Source organism: Brevibacillus thermoruber 423 (genome assembly GCF_000454065.1).
Taxonomy (GTDB): Bacteria; Bacillota; Bacilli; order Brevibacillales; family Brevibacillaceae; genus Brevibacillus; species Brevibacillus thermoruber.
Genome location: NZ_KE695650.1, coordinates 269,585 through 284,663 on the forward strand (window position 1 = coordinate 269,585; position 15,079 = coordinate 284,663).

Genomic DNA, 15,079 nt, shown 5'->3' on the forward strand with positions numbered 1-15,079 from the left:
TTTCCAGTTCGATCCGTTTTGCAGGGGTTCCGGACGAATGACCGGTGCACGCGCTCTCCTGATGAATCACGAGGAAAGACTTCCGCGTTCGGAAGAAGCCGCCATCCCGTCAAGGACGACAGGCCCCTTTTGAAAGACGCCTTCCCATCTCGCCACGGCTACGCATGAAAAGACATGCCCCATCACATTCACCGCGGTACGTGCCATGTCGATGACCCGGTCAATCCCGAGAATGAGGGCTACGCCTTCAGCAGGCAAACCGACGGCGGTAGCGGTGGCCAGCAGAATCACCATGGAAGACGACGGAACTGCGGCCACCCCTTTGCTGGTGACAACGAAAAACAGCACCATCATGAGCTGCTGCTGCAGGCTCATGTCAATGCCAAACGCTTGGGCGATAAACAAGCCGGCAATGGTCAGGTAAAGCGTGGTGCCGTCCGAATTTAACGGCATGCCCGCCGGAATGACAAACGAAGTGATGTATGTGGGGACGCCGAATTTGTCCAGACGCTGCATCAGTTGAGGCACGACCGTCTCGGTACTCCCGGTGGAAGCGCCAATCACCATCAGGTCCCAAATCATCCTGTACACGTCAGTGATGCGGATGGAAAGGAACACAGCGACCAGCGGAAAGAGGCCGAACACGAGGACAGCCAGCCCCAGATAGGCAGTCCCGATGAGTTTAAGGAGCGGGAACAGCAGCGCGATTCCATACGTGCCAATGGTAGCCGACATGAGCGCAAACACGCCGATCGGGGCAACCTTCATCACCAGATTGACGAGACGAAACGACGCTTTCGATGCGATTTCCATGATGGACAGGAAGGGCTTCGCTTCGTTTCCGAGACCGACCAGCGCGATGCCGAACATGATGCAGAAAAAGATGACGGCCAGAAGGTCGCTTTTCGCAAGCACATCGACAATGTTGGTCGGAATGATGTTCAGGAGAAGGGTTTTCGCGTCCAGTACTTTCGAGGTATTGGAGGCAATCGCGGTAATATCGGCTTTGGGTAGCTGGCTCAGGTCGATTCCCTTTCCGGGCTGTACGAGGTTGCCGACGGCCAATCCGATGAACAGGATGAGCGTCGTAATCACTTCAAACCAAATGATCGTTTTCAGGCCCACGCGCCCCATGCGCTTGATATCGCCAATGCCCGTGATCCCAACCAGCAGGGTCGTCACGATCACGGGGATCACGACCATCTTGATCAGGCGAATGAACGCATCGCCCAGCGGTTTTATGGCTGTCCCCGCTTCCGGGAAGACATGCCCGAACAGCGCTCCCAGCACGGTGGCCCCGAGAATGTAAAAAGCCGATCTTGTTTTCATACAATTCCCCCTTTTCTTAATTTTACTATCACATGAAATTATTATTGCTTATATCTTTTGGTGGTGCAATAATTATTTCATCATAGACGTGGAGGGATTCACCATGAACCTTTCTTCCTTACAGCAGCACTACCGCGAAAAACGCCCGAAATCGGCCGCGTTTTTTGAGCAGGCCCATACGCTGATTGCAGGCGGAGTGAACGGAAATCTTCGCTACTATCAACCCTTTCCCATTACCTTTGAGAAGGCACAGAATGCTTGGCTGTATGACCTGGATGGACATGGGTACGTAGACTACCTGCTCTCCTATGGCGCTTTGCTTTTGGGACATGGCCATCCGGTCGTGCAGAAAGCGATTCAACAGGTATGGGAACAGCAGGGGACCAGCAGTTTTGGAGCGACTCATCCGATGGAACTGGAGATGGCGCAAGAACTGGCGGGCCTGTATCCCAGCTTCGAGGAAGTGCGGTTTACCAATTCCGGTTTGGAGGCGACGCTGTTTGCCCTGCGTCTGGCGATGGCCTACACGGGGAAAACGCATATCGCCAAATTTGAGGGCCATTATCACGGGGCGCATGATCATGTGCTGGTCAGCGTAAATCCAACCATCGACCGCGTAGGAGATCAATCGCCGCCGGCGTCCGTACCGGAATCCCTGGGGACACCGGATTACTATCTCCGGCATACCGTCGTACTTCCGTTCAACGATTGGGATGCTTGCGAAAAGATTGTGACGGAGAAGAAGGATCAGATTGCGGCTGTCATCGTGGAGCCGATGCAGTCCGGATACATCCCGGCCGACCGCCAGTTTATGGCGAATTTGCGGGAGCTGACCGACCGGCTCGGAATCATCCTCATCTTTGATGAAGTCAAAACAGGCTTTCGCGTTTCGTTGGGGGGCGCCCAGGACTACTATGGCGTCCAGCCCGATTTGACCGCTTTGGGAAAAGTGGTGGGAGGAGGGTTCCCGATCGGCGTCGTAGGGGGAAAACGCCGCCTTCTCGAAATGTGTTCGCCTCTGCGCTCCAGCAATCGCCATGAAGTCGTCTTTCACAGCGGCACCTTCAACGGGAACCCCATCTCGCTTGCGGCGGGTCTGGCTACCATTCGGTATTTGAAGGAGCCGGGCCGCTTTGAATCGCTGGTGCAGCGCACACATCAATTGCGCGACGGCATTCACGAGCTTGCCCGGCAGTACCGCATCCCCGTAAAAACCGTGGGAGTCGGTACCATCTTCAACGTCCTGGCTACCGAGGCAGAGGTGCGGAATTATCGTGATCTGGGGGCCAACCGCCACGAGCTTCGCCTTGCGCTCGATTATCTGCTGATGGATCACGGCGTCTATTCGAAACCGCTCAATCGCTTTTCGATGTCAGACGCGCACGGACCGGCAGAAATTCAGGCGACGCTGGACGCGTTTGAAAAAAGTTTTGCCGCTCTGGGCCAATTTGTGACCGTGTAGTCGTGTCCCCCGACGTTGTCGCCGCCTCTTTCCTTTCGTATACTTAACGGTATTGGATGTACGGGACAACGTTTTGAGGTGATCTCGATGGAACACGGACCTTCCATTCTCCAGAAGGTGTCACAGTTGTACGCACAGATGAGTCCTTCGCAGCAGCGAATTGCGGAGGTGATTTTGCGGGACCCCGAGTCGGCTGCCTTTTACAACGTCGCCGAGATGTCCAGAAAGGCGAATGTCAGCGAGTCGACAGTTACCCGCTTCGCCACGTTTATCGGCTGTTCGGGCTATCCGGCGCTCTCGCGCGAACTGCAGGAACTGGTCCGATCAAAGCTGACCACCGGCGAGCGGTTCCAGCTCTCGCGCGTGATTGAAAGCGCCGAGCAGCGAACGGTCCTGCAATATTTCGAAGAGGATGTCCAAAACCTTACGCTGATGATGGAACGGATCGATTTGGAGGCGTTCGCGAGGATCGTAAAACGTCTCGTCTCGGCTCAACGCATCGGGATCGTTTGCTCGCGAAGCACGCTATCCATCGGGCTCTTCTTCGAGTTTTACCTGCGTTTCCTGAACAAGGAGGCCGTCTTGTTTACCGGAGAGCCGCGCACGGTCGATCATTTGCACCGCTTCGGCTCCGACGATGTGATCGTGGGCATCGGGTTTGCGCGATACTCCCGCTTTACGGTCGATTGTCTGGCCTACGGGAAGAAGAAAGGGGTTCAAGTCGCAGCCATTACCGATTATCCCTCTTCGCCGCTGGTTCGTCATGCCGACGAGGTTCTCTATACACCGACAGGCATTGCGTCGCATATGGATTCCCTGGTGGCGCCGCTTTCGGTCGTCACCGCCCTGCTGCGGGCGATGACCCAGGCGTCCGCCGAGCAGGCCAAGGATGTACTTCTGGAATTGGAAGAGGTCTGGATGAACTTTGATATTTACGTAGAACCCAGGAAATAGTCGTGTGCGTACGTGACAACCTTTCCCGCAGACAACGAATGACAAAAACCCTTCCAGCATCGGAAGGGTTTTTGTCTTGTTTGCGAGCCGGGTGAGCAACCGCTTTTTGGAGAAAGTATCCCGTACCTACCCGCCCAACTCCCGGGAGCGGATCAAAATGGTACCCGTCTTGACCGACAACAGCCCCTTTCGTGTAAAACGGATCGAGGGCAAATGCGTGGCGGAGAAAAACAGCAGGGAATAGATCGGGTCCTCATGCCGGTGCCCGCGCTCTCGCAGCAGGTGAACCAGCGTGCTGGTCCGGGCAATGAGGACATCCATGTTCTCCAGACTCATCCCGCCCATCAGCGGCAGAGAGAGCTCGAACAGCGGCCGGCCGTTTTCCATGAGGCAGATGCCGCCGCCGTTTTCCATGATCCGGCTGACCGCTTGGGCCATCTGCACGGCATCCTTGCCGAGGACGATGATATCCTGCGAAAGTGTGTAGGTGCTGGCCAAGGCATGGACGTTTCCGAAGCCTTTCACGATGCCGGTGCAGATCCATTTCCCCTGGCGGTCCAGCAGCGCGGCATAGAGATAATCGTCGTGCGCGGTCAGTACAATCGCGCCGTTCCTTTCGGGAAGGGATTCGTTTCGATGCGAGAGAATCGCCGCGTTGATCATGTCCGCGACGGGAAACTTCTCTCCGGTGCTTGCCACGCGAAACCATTCCGGCTCCGCTTTCCAGGTAGGGGCAGGCAGCTTTCCGATGCCGAACTGCGCCCAGTCGATCTCGGGAAGCGGGGCGATCACCCTGCCCTGTTCCACCGCCATATTGCCTTCCGCCATGACTTTGACCGGGGTGGGATGGGCAAGATCCTCCAGGAACAGGATGTCCGCAAGCCTGCCCGGCGCGATGCCTCCCAGCTCCTGATCCAATCCGTAATAGACCGCGGGATTCAACGTGGCCATCCGATACGCGTCAACGGGCGGCACCCCGTTCTCAATCGCCAGCCGGATGAGAAAATCGGTGAAGCCGTGCGCAAAAAAGAACGGCGCCGAACCATCCGTTGTCAGCATGAAGCGGCTCCAGGACAGGTTCTTTTCCGGAAGCAGCCCTCTGACCAAGTCCGGCAGATCGGGACGGATCGACGAATGCCGCAGCGCTGCATAGAGGCCAAGCCGCAAACGGCGAAGCACCTCCTCGGCGGTGATGCTTTCATGGCAGCAGGTCACGCCGGCGGCGGTCACCGCATTCAAGGTCTCCGCCGAGGCCCCCGGATTATGGGTCTCAATCGGTTTTCCTTCCAGGCGCGCCAGATACATCAGCTCTTCGATGTCTTCCGCGCCATCGAGCAGATCCCTCCAGGCCGTGAGCTCTCCCGCCTGCAGAACGAGCGGATGCTGCAGCATGCGCTTGACGCGCTCCGGGGTAAACGCACGTTTTAGGCTGTCATCGGTGGTTTGCGGGTCGAGGCGGGCCCACCAGAAATTTTTGACCGGCATGCGGTACATGACCGCAAACAATCTGTCGAGCTGGTCCGGCTCAAGCTTTTGGAAGAAATTCAAATTGTCGTGAATCAGCGTGGTTGTCCCGCGGGAGAGGGCAAATTCGGCCAGGGTCAGCGGGTTGTACAGTTGGAAGGGATGGGTGTGGGGCTCGATGTAGCCCGGCACGACCGTGAGATCCGCCGCGTCGATGACCACGGTCTGTTCGTCGGTCAGGGGTTCTTTTCCGCCCACGTAGGCAATCCGGTCCTGACTGATCGCAATATGGCCTTCGCACACTTCCCCGGTATATACGTTCAGGAGCTGTCCAGCCCTGATCCATGCGGTTGCAGGCCGCTGAAAACGGGACACTTCGATCAACTGCTTCCACGATTGTTTGCTGAACGGTCTGATCGGTTTGGACATGTTCATGACTCCCTTGGCAATAGGTTCCTGTTACTCATGATAGTCCGTATTGTTCGGGTTCATTTTCACATTTTTACTCTTTCTTTTTAAAAATTTGCTCTTCTTGCCGACGTCGCTTTCAAGATTTCGAAAATTCCATTACTTTATAGAGAAAAGGCATGCATGTTCATGGATCAGGAGGGAAAAAGAGATGAAGTACATCCTTGCCGACAAAAAGCCAACCGTTTCTCCAACCGCGTATATTGCCCCCGGGGCAAACATCATCGGCGACGTTGCGATCGACGAGTATGCCAGCGTCTGGTTCAATGCCGTGCTGCGCGGGGATACGCAGGGGATCCAGATTGGACGAGGCAGCAATGTGCAGGACGGAACGGTGATCCACGTTGACTCCCGGTATCCGACCGTCATCGGCAGCGATGTGACGATCGGGCATTCCGCGATTGTTCACGGCTGTACGATCGCCGATCGGGTGATTGTCGGAATGGGAAGCATCATCATGGACGGCGCGGTCATCGGCGAGCATACGATCATCGGCAGCGGAACCGTGATTCCCGCCGGCAAAACCTATCCGCCCGGCGTCCTGATTCTCGGCAGTCCGGGCAAAGTCATCCGCGACCTCACGCCGGAAGAGATCGAAAAAATCGTCATCTCCGCGCAGATTTACAAGGACAGAGGCATCCAGTACCGCAGCGACCTGCAACAAATCGAGGCGTGATCACGTCAAGGGGAGGGAGGAGCTGATGAACATGAACCTGGGGTCTCTCTTTGAATTTTCGGCGAATCGCTATCCCAACCAGATTGCCGTCGTCCAAGGTCAGAAACGGTATACGTATGGACAGCTGCACCACGAGAGCAGCGTATTGGCTTATTCCCTGCAAAAGCTCGGGGTGGGCAAGCGGGATCGGGTGATCGTGCTCATGAAAAACCGCGTGGAGACGATCATCGCCTTCTGGGCACTGCAAAAAATCGGGGCGGTCTTCACGCCGATCAATCTCAGAATGTCCACGAAGGATATCCAGTACTGCGTCAACGACGTGGAAGCCAAAATGATCATTTTTGAGGACCTCGTGCGCACCTCCGTCCTGAAAAACAAGTACAATACCCGCCCGCTGTTTATCGGGCTGGAACCAGAAGGGGCCGATCTGACCTTTCATGAACTGCTGGAGCAGGGAAAGGGTTCATGTGAACGTCCTCCGATCGATGACAACGATCTGGCCGTCATCCTGTACACGTCCGGAACAACGGGACGCCCCAAAGGCGTTCCGCGCACGCATAAAAATGAATACGCCTCCACGATGGCCCATATTTTGCAAAACAATTACCTGATGTTTGATAAAACGCTGGGTGCCATGCCGCTCTATCATACGATGGGGCTGCACGCCCTGCTTTCGGTGATGCTGGTCCTCAACGGCACGTACGTCACGGTTCCGGATTTCGATGCGCATGAAGCGCTGCGCCTGATTCAAGAGGAAGGGATCCACAGCCTGTACATGATCCCGAAGATGTATCACGACATGGCATATCACCCGGACGTGGACCGCTATGATTATTCCACGCTGCGGACCATCGGGTTTGCCGGTTCGTCGATGTCCGCGGAGTTGATTCAGCGGTGCCAGGAGGTCTTTCGTCCGCAGACCTTTGTCAATCATTACGGCAGCACGGAAATCTATACCTTCACCACCTGCAGCGAAGTTCTCCAAAAGCCGGGCTGTGCGGGAAAACCCGGCATTCATCAACTGATCCGCGTCATCGTACCCAATCAGGACGGCTCGTCCCATCCGGACGATACCGTGTCCCCCGGCGAGATCGGGGAAATCATCGTCCACACCGACTCGGTGGAAGCGTTTAAAGGATACTGGAACCGACCGGATGCCACCCGGAAGGCCATTCGGGAAGGCTGGTACTTCACGGGCGACCTCGGTTACATCGATGAGCAGGGGGACTTGTATGTAATCGGCAGGGTGGATGAAATGATCATCTCGGGAGGCGAGCATATTCACCCGCAGGAAATTGAAATGATTCTCCTGGAGCATCCGCACGTGTCCCAGGTGGCCGTCGTCGGCGTGAAGGACAAACGCTGGGGGGAAATCCCCGTTGCCTATATCGTGCCCCGAAGCCAGGTAACCCCGCAGGAACTGGACCAGTTCTGCAAGGAGCATCCCCGGCTGGCCAGCTACAAACGGCCGAGGGAATACGTCTTTGTGTCAGAGATACCGGAAAGCCTCACAGGGAAAACGCTTCGCCGGAAACTTGCGCAGATCGAACGGGAAGAAAAAGAAATCTCCAACGTGCTTGACCAATGACCAAACCGTTTCAAGATTGGGGGGATTCGCTTGGCAGCGCTTTTCCTCGTAGACTCGGATGAACAAAGTCGCCAAGCCGTTCGTTGCGTCATCGAAGAGAGTCCATACAAGTATCTGGCCGTCCATGAAGCGGACACGGCACACCGGGCCGGACTCTTGTTGAAACAGATGCAGCCCACCATCATGATCCTCGATCTTTCCCTGCCGGACATGAATGGGGTCTCGTTGGGAAAAATGGCGAAGGGACTGTATCCGCAGCTCCCCATCATTGTGCTGTCCCATTTGAAAATGTTTGATTTGGTTCAGGAGTGCATAAACGCCGGTTTTTCTTCCTACTTGTTGAAACCGGTTTCAAAACATGAGCTGATGGCCGCTTTCGATCGCCTGCTGCTGTCGGAGCTCTGCCGAGAGACCCGACATTTCATGGGAGAAGGGGCAGCCCCCGCCACATTCGAAACCGACCTGGGCAATCCGATCGATACCGTCATTCGCTACATCCAGTTGAATTTTCAGCAGACGATCACCCTGCAGGAAGTATCCAGCCTGGTCTATTTGAGCCCGTCTCACTTCAGCCGGCTCTTCAAGGCGGAGACGGGGATTACCTTTGTCGAATACCTGACGCAGTACCGCATCGAAAAGTCAAAAAGCCTGTTGAAAATGACCTCCCTGCCGATCGATGTGATCGCCAACAACACCGGGTTCTCCAGTGCCGGCTATTTTTCAACCACCTTTAAACGAATGGTCGGCCAAACGCCCAGTGAATACCGCAGCCAGTTTCAGGTTTTTCTCCATGGCCAGCAGCATTCTGCACACCGCGCATAGCCGTTTTTCGTGCGCGAATGCATCAGGAAACCTCCGATCGGCGGATGGGAGGTTTCCTTGTTTTTTGCGCAGGATGGGGCTGCTTATCGGGCCGTCACGTTACAGCAAAAAACTACAATTCGTTTCAAGAAAATTTTGAAACCAAACCATCCGGACTGCTTTTATACTCGAAACAAAGCTGCCTGCACACATTCTCGGGGAGGTGAACAAATGCTTGATCTGCTGAAAGGGTTGGAGGAATGCTGGAGCAGCGGCAGGCCGGCCGTTTTGGCGACCATCATCGACACGCAAGGGTCCACCTACCGCGGAGTTGGGGCGCAGTGCTTGATTCTGGAGGATGGGCGCATCATCGGAACCGTCAGCGGCGGATGTGTCGAAGGCGACATTTACGAGCACGCGCGCGAGGTGATGCAGAGCGGCGTGCCGCGAACCCTCCAGTACGATTTTCGGGGGAGCGGGGACCTGCTGTGGGGATTGGGCGTCGGCTGCAACGGCTCGCTGACGATATGGCTTGCCCCGTTTCATCCTGCCACATATCCGGCTCAGGCAAAACAACTGCTCCAGGTGATGAGACTGCATGCAGCCTCACCTCGCTCGTTTTCGATTGTGACGGTGATTCAATCATCCGATGCCGCCGCGCTGCCTCCGGGCACCCTGGTTACGCTGGGGCATGATCGCGAGGAAGGCGGGGCGCTGCACGGATGGGGAGAAATTGCCGAGCGGGCGGCGCAGTATCGAGCAGCGGGCCGCTCGGGCCTGGCGTGGATCGACCTGTCCGGAAGCGGCGGGGAAACGATCCGGGTCCAGTGCTTTATCCACACGGTTCGAAGAGTGCCGCGGCTCGTGATCTTCGGTGCCGGTCCGGATGCGATCCCGCTGGTGCGGGGGGCGAAGCTGCTGCAGTGGCATGTGACGGTGGTGGATCACCGCCCCGCATTTGCCGCAACGGACAGATTTCCGGATGCGGATGAGATCATCGTGGCGCCAATGGGGACCGTCCCTCCTCTGGACGTGGACGAAGAGACCAACGTAGTGATCATGACGCATCACTTCGAGCAGGATCAATTGTTTCTCGCGGAGATGCTCACGCGCACGATCGCGTATCTGGGCATATTGGGGCCGCGTGCCCGAACAGAAAAGCTGCTGGAGAAGATCGAGTCGAATCGAAAGGCGATCGGCTTGCATCCGCTCAAAATGAAAGCGTTTCATTCGCCGGTCGGGTTGGACATCGGGGCCGAAACGCCGGAGGAAATCGCGTTCAGCATTCTTTCGGAAATGATTTGTGCAAGAACCAGGCGGAGCGGCATGCCGCTTCGGCTGCGGAAGGGCCCGATTCACGAAAGGACAGGGGACCTGTTTTCATCCATGCCGTTGAAGGAGAGTGTCTGACGTGAGGGCTTCTCCAGCGGTGTGGATCATCATTCTGGCTGCGGGATATTCCAGGCGGATGGGATTGCCCAAAATCCTGCTGCCGTACCGGGACGGCAGCCTGGTCCGGCAGGTAGCCAAAAAAGCGGCGCAAGTCCAATCCGCGGGGGTGATGGTGGTCGCCAACGCGGAGATGCCCGAGGTGCAGCATCATCTGTGGGATCTGCCTGTTTGGGTGGTGTGGAATGAACGGGCTCATCTGGGAATGAGCACGTCTCTGGTCAAAGGGGTGGAAAACCTGCCCCATGATGCCTCGGCCGCCCTCATTCTCTTGGCGGATCAGCCCGAGATCGAGCCGTTTGTCATCGAACGGGTGATCGATGCCTATGCGCGTTCATCCGCCTCGATCATCCAGGCGGCCTACAGCGGAAAGCCGGGGCATCCGGTTCTGTTCGATCGGAAATGGTTTCCCCACCTGCTGCACATCACGGGGGACCAAGGCGCCAAACAGCTCATACAGGCTTCGGGGGACGAGCGTCAATGGGTGGACGTGCCCCTTCCCCCCCTGGAGGACATCGATACGTGGGAAGATTATGAGCGAGTCACGAGAAGGGAGGGTGCGATTCGTGGACTGTAAACACATCGGAAAACCCATGAAGAGAGTGGAGGACATCCGTTTAACATCAGGACGCGGCACGTTTATCGATGACATGAATCCGTTTCCGAACATTCATCAGGCGGCCATTTTGCGAAGTCCGTATCCGCATGCGCGCATCAAGGAAATCCGTACGGAGAAGGCCGAGCGGATGCCCGGCGTGAAGGCCGTGATAACGGGGCAGGACATCGCGGCGCTGACGAATCCGTTTCCGGTCGGCGTCACGGCCCCGGTGAAGTACTATTCCCTGGCGGTTGACAAGGTGCGTTTTGTCGGGGAACCGGTAGCCGTGGTCATCGCCAAGAACCGCTATCTGGCGGAAGATGCCCTGGAGGCCATCGAAGTCGTATACGAACAGCTTCCCGCCGTGGTGGACATCGAGAAGGCGCTTGAGCCGGACGCTCCCGTGCTGCATGAAGCGGTGGGCAGCAACATCGCCAATCACCGCCACTTTCATTACGGCAATGTGGACGAAGCGTTCCGGCAGGCGGATCTCGTGGTGAAGCATACGTTTTTCTATCCCAAGTACAGTGCAACCCCGGTTGAGACGTATGGGGTCATCGCCCACTATGACCCGAGTGAACAGCAGTATACGATCTGGTCCAATTTTCACGGACCGTTTACCCTGCAGTCGGTGATGGCGGCAGCCCTGCGAACGCCCAGCAACAGGCTGCGCATCATGATCCCGAAGGATGTAGGCGGGAGCTACGGTATCAAATCCGGCGTCTATCCCTACATGGTGCTCATGGCGGTTGCCTCGCGGATCGCCGGGGTGCCGGTCAAATGGATCGAGGACCGTCAGGAGCATCTGGCTGCGAGCTCCAGCGGTACGGACCGGGTGACCTGGATCGAGGCGGCGGTGAAACGGGACGGCACCGTAACGGGATTGAAGATGAAAATGGTGGACAACGTGGGCGGTTATGTGCGCGCCCCGGAGCCGGCCTGTCTGTACCGCACCCATTCCAACACCACCGGCCCCTATCGCATCCGGCATTTGCAGATGGAAACGATCGCGGTGATGACGAACAAGAGCCCAACCGGCTTGATTCGCGGCTATGGGGGGCAGCAGTTGTATTTCCCGCTGGAACGGCTGATGCACATGATCGCGCAGAAGCTGGGGATGGACCCGGCGGACGTGATCCGCAAAAACCTGATTCGGGCCGAGGAATTCCCCTATACCACGCCAAGCGGAGGCGTTTACGACAGCGGGGATTACCGGAAGGCTTTCGACATGCTGCTGGACATCGTGAACTACGACGAGTTTCGGCAAAAACAAAAGCAGGCCAGAGCGGAAGGAAAGTATCTGGGAATGGGGCTGGCCTGCATCGTGGAGCCTTCCGGGTCCAACATGGGCTACATCACCATCGCCCTGACGCCCGAGGAGCGGGCAAAGTCGCTCCCGAAATCGGGCTGTGCGGAAGGGGCGACGGTCTCCATCGACCCGATGGGAGGAATCACCGTCCGCATCAGCACAACGCCGACCGGGCAGGGACACGAAACGGTGGCGGCGCAAATTGTCGGCGAGGTGCTGGGGGTGGATCCCCGGACCGTCAAAGTGGTCGCCGAAATGGATACGCTGACGAGTCCCTGGTCGGTCGCGTCAGGAAGCTACTCCAGCCGCTTCGCCGCCATTGGCTCCAGTGCGGTGTATCAGGCCGCCCACAAGGTCCGTCAAAAACTGCTTCACATTGCGCAGGAACTGCTGCAGGTCCCGCTTGATCAGCTTGTGCTGGAACATGGCAGGATCGCGGTGAAGGATGCCCCCGGGCGGGAGATTTCCTTGAAGCGCCTGATCGGCTCCACGCACTGGAATCCGGACGTGCTCCCGCCGGGGATGGAGCCGGGCATACACGAAACCGCTTTTTACACCATCCCTGCCGCAATGCCGCCGGATGAGAACGATCAGGTGAACGGCTCCGTCACGTACGGATTTGTAGCGGATGCGGTCACCGTTGAGGTGGACATCGAGACGGGGGAAGTCAAGATTCTGGATTACACGACCGTACACGATGCGGGAAAACTGCTGAATCCGCTGATTGTGGACGGGCAGATATTGGGCGGCCTGGTTCACGGCCTGGGCGGTGCGATGTATGAGGAGCTCGCATATGACCGCAACGGGCAGTTCCTCTCCGGCAGTTTTATGGATTACCTCTGTCCGACAGCGCCGGAGATTCCGCCGATTACGATCAAGCATTTGGAGACCCCTTCACCGCTGACGCCGCTGGGAGCCAAGGGGTTGGGAGAAGGAAACACGATGAGCGCCCCTGCGGTCATTGCCAATGCGGTGGAGGATGCGTTGAGCGGGTTGGGCGTGACGATTGACACCCTGCCCCTGTCGCCGAACCGGATTTGGACATTGATCCAGGACGCCAAACAGAAGATGGAGATCACCGCATAAACACGAAGGAGGCCATACCATGACAGGAAATGGAAGCATCGAGCTGAACGGACCGATCGAGCACGTATTTCACAAGCTGATGGACCCCGAGGTGCTGACCGAGTGCATCATGGGCTGCAAAAGCATGGAACTGGTCGGTGAGAGAAAGTACCGCGCCGATCTGTCCGTGGGGATTGCCGCCGTCAAAGGCAAATACGACGCCTATATTACCGTCGAAGAGGTGCAGGCGCCGCATCATTTCAAGCTGGTCGTACACGGCGAGGGCGGCCCGGGGTATGTGGACGCCGAAGGCATCATCGACCTGACCCCCTTGGACGAGTCCAAGACGCAGCTTACCTATACCTACCAGGCAGAGGTGGGCGGCAAGGTGGCGGCGATCGGCCAGCGCATGCTGGGCGGGGTTGCCAAACTGCTGATCGGCGATTTTTTCAAAAAAATCAAGAAAAACCTGGAGCGCGGACAGCAAATCGCGTAAGGTTCACGATCATCGAAAGGGGGGAGACAGATGAAACCGGCTTCCTTCAATTATTACCGCCCTTCCACCTTGGAGGAGACCCTTCAGCTTTTGCTGGACTGCGGAGACGAGGGGAAGTTGATTGCCGGAGGACAAAGCCTGATACCGATCCTCAACATGAGGTTGTCGTCGCTGGAGCATGTCATTGATATCAACGGCTTGCGGGAGTTGGACTTCATCCGGTTGGAGGAAGGCATTCTCAAAATCGGCGGGCTCTGCCGGCAGAGAAGCCTGGAAAAATCGCCGACCGTGAAGGAGGTCGCCCCCTTGTTAAGCGAAGCGGTCCCGTTTATCGGCCATGTGCAGACCCGCAACCGGGGCACGGTCGGCGGCAGTTTGGTGCATGCCGACCCGACGGCGGAAATACCGCTCTCGCTCCTGGCGCTGGATGCGACAGCGATCATTCAGAGTGCGGAAGAGACGAGAGAAGTGCCGGTGCAGGATTTCTTCATCACCTATTTGACCACCGATATCGCTCCCACGGAAATGCTGACGGAAATTCAGATTCCCGTCGACACGCTTCCGAAAGGCTATGCGTTTGTGGAGTTCAGCCGCAGACACGGCGATTTCGCGTTGGTCGCCGCGGCGTGCCTGCTCGATACGGACGAAGACGGAACGATCACGGCAGGACGTCTCGCGATCGGCGGCGTGGATGCCGTTCCGATGATCGCCCAGGAGGCCATGGATGTGCTGCTGGGAGAAAAGCTGACGGATGCCCTGCTGGAGGAAGCCGGGCAAATCGCGGCCGAGAATACCGATCCGGAGGGCGATCTTCATGCCTCCCGCGAATACCGCCTGCATCTGGCCAAGGTGTTCACCAAGCGAGCGATCCGGAAAGCCTATGAGCGATCGCTGCAAAAGCTGGGAGGGGGGACGCAACCATGATTCAGGCAGCCAAACATGAAAAAGTCCTCGTCCGCGTCCGAATCAACGGAAAACTTTACGCAGAAGAGGTGGAGCCGCGCAGGCTGCTGAGCGATTTTCTCCGGGAAGATTGCGGTTTGACCGGTACCCATGTCGGCTGCGAGCATGGCGTGTGCGGGGCCTGTACCGTACGCGTAAACGGTGCCGCGGTTCGGAGCTGCCTGATGTTTGCCGTTCAGGCTGCGGACGCCGAGATTACCACGGTTGAGGGGCTTTCTCTCCATGGCAGCCGCCACCCGCTGCAGGATGCCTTGTCGGAATGCCACGGGCTGCAGTGCGGATTCTGCACGCCGGGGATTCTCATGTCGGCCGCGGAGTTTTTGGAGGAGCATCAGGACCCGACGACGGAACAAATCGAGGAGATGCTGTCAGGCCATTTGTGCCGCTGTACGGGCTACAAGGGCATCGTTGAAGCGATCGCGAAGGTGGCCAAGGAGCAAAAGGACAGGTAGGTGAT

The 15,079-nt window shown here is 57.3% G+C and carries 13 protein-coding genes; 11 read left to right on the forward strand and 2 right to left on the reverse strand.

Annotation, left to right across the window (positions count from 1 at the left end; translation table 11 throughout):
• Positions 1 to 66 precede the first annotated feature (66 nt).
• Positions 67 to 1,329, reverse strand: coding sequence for a dicarboxylate/amino acid:cation symporter (locus M516_RS0109565; protein WP_029098913.1), 1,263 nt, complete (start codon positions 1,327 to 1,329; stop codon positions 67 to 69).
• 103 nt (positions 1,330 to 1,432) lie between these two features.
• Here M516_RS0109565 and M516_RS0109570 point away from each other — a divergent pair, with 103 nt between their 5' ends.
• Together M516_RS0109570 and M516_RS0109575 are read left to right on the forward strand one after the other, a co-directional pair.
• Positions 1,433 to 2,791 (forward strand): aspartate aminotransferase family protein, encoded by a 1,359-nt coding sequence (locus M516_RS0109570; RefSeq protein ID WP_029098914.1) that lies wholly within the window; start codon positions 1,433 to 1,435, stop codon positions 2,789 to 2,791.
• An 87-nt stretch (positions 2,792 to 2,878) separates the two neighbouring features.
• Entirely contained in the window at positions 2,879 to 3,745 is an 867-nt protein-coding gene (locus M516_RS0109575; protein ID WP_029098915.1) for a MurR/RpiR family transcriptional regulator, read from the forward strand.
• A gap of 126 nt (positions 3,746 to 3,871) precedes the next feature.
• Here M516_RS0109575 and M516_RS0109580 read toward each other — a convergent pair whose 3' ends face one another.
• On the reverse strand, positions 3,872 to 5,638 hold the full coding sequence (locus tag M516_RS0109580; protein ID WP_035289392.1) for an adenine deaminase C-terminal domain-containing protein: 1,767 nt from the start codon (positions 5,636 to 5,638) through the stop codon (positions 3,872 to 3,874).
• A gap of 190 nt (positions 5,639 to 5,828) precedes the next feature.
• On the opposite strand from M516_RS0109580, the gene M516_RS0109585 reads away from it, so the two are divergent.
• The 9 genes from M516_RS0109585 to M516_RS0109625 all read left to right on the forward strand — a co-directional run bounded on the left by M516_RS0109585 (position 5,829) and on the right by M516_RS0109625 (position 15,074).
• Positions 5,829 to 6,353: a gamma carbonic anhydrase family protein gene (locus tag M516_RS0109585; protein ID WP_029098917.1), complete on the forward strand. Its 525-nt coding sequence runs from the start codon at positions 5,829 to 5,831 to the stop codon at positions 6,351 to 6,353.
• Between the two features lie 25 nt (positions 6,354 to 6,378).
• A complete protein-coding gene (locus tag M516_RS0109590; protein WP_238550956.1) occupies positions 6,379 to 7,941 on the forward strand; it encodes a class I adenylate-forming enzyme family protein in 1,563 nt (520 codons plus the stop codon).
• 30 nt (positions 7,942 to 7,971) lie between these two features.
• Positions 7,972 to 8,763 carry a response regulator transcription factor gene (locus tag M516_RS23230; protein WP_051188175.1) on the forward strand — a complete coding sequence of 264 codons (792 nt, stop codon included), beginning with the start codon at positions 7,972 to 7,974 and terminating at the stop codon, positions 8,761 to 8,763.
• Between the two features lie 210 nt (positions 8,764 to 8,973).
• Positions 8,974 to 10,152: an XdhC family protein gene (locus tag M516_RS0109600; protein ID WP_029098919.1), complete on the forward strand. Its 1,179-nt coding sequence runs from the start codon at positions 8,974 to 8,976 to the stop codon at positions 10,150 to 10,152.
• Position 10,153: 1 nt separating this feature from the next.
• Complete coding sequence (locus M516_RS0109605; protein ID WP_029098920.1) at positions 10,154 to 10,768, forward strand: nucleotidyltransferase family protein; 615 nt, start codon at positions 10,154 to 10,156, stop codon at positions 10,766 to 10,768.
• Complete coding sequence (locus M516_RS0109610) at positions 10,758 to 13,184, forward strand: xanthine dehydrogenase family protein molybdopterin-binding subunit (RefSeq protein ID WP_029098921.1); 2,427 nt, start codon at positions 10,758 to 10,760, stop codon at positions 13,182 to 13,184. Before M516_RS0109605 ends, M516_RS0109610 begins: the two co-directional genes overlap by 11 nt.
• Positions 13,185 to 13,203: 19 nt before the next feature.
• Positions 13,204 to 13,659 carry an SRPBCC family protein gene (locus M516_RS0109615; protein ID WP_029098922.1) on the forward strand — a complete coding sequence of 152 codons (456 nt, stop codon included), beginning with the start codon at positions 13,204 to 13,206 and terminating at the stop codon, positions 13,657 to 13,659.
• Between the two features lie 30 nt (positions 13,660 to 13,689).
• Positions 13,690 to 14,583, forward strand: a complete 894-nt coding sequence (locus M516_RS0109620) for an FAD binding domain-containing protein (protein ID WP_029098923.1) — start codon at positions 13,690 to 13,692, stop codon at positions 14,581 to 14,583.
• On the forward strand, positions 14,580 to 15,074 hold the full coding sequence (locus M516_RS0109625; RefSeq protein WP_035289395.1) for a (2Fe-2S)-binding protein: 495 nt from the start codon (positions 14,580 to 14,582) through the stop codon (positions 15,072 to 15,074). The genes M516_RS0109620 and M516_RS0109625 overlap by 4 nt, the downstream gene beginning before the upstream one ends.
• Positions 15,075 to 15,079 lie beyond the last annotated feature (5 nt).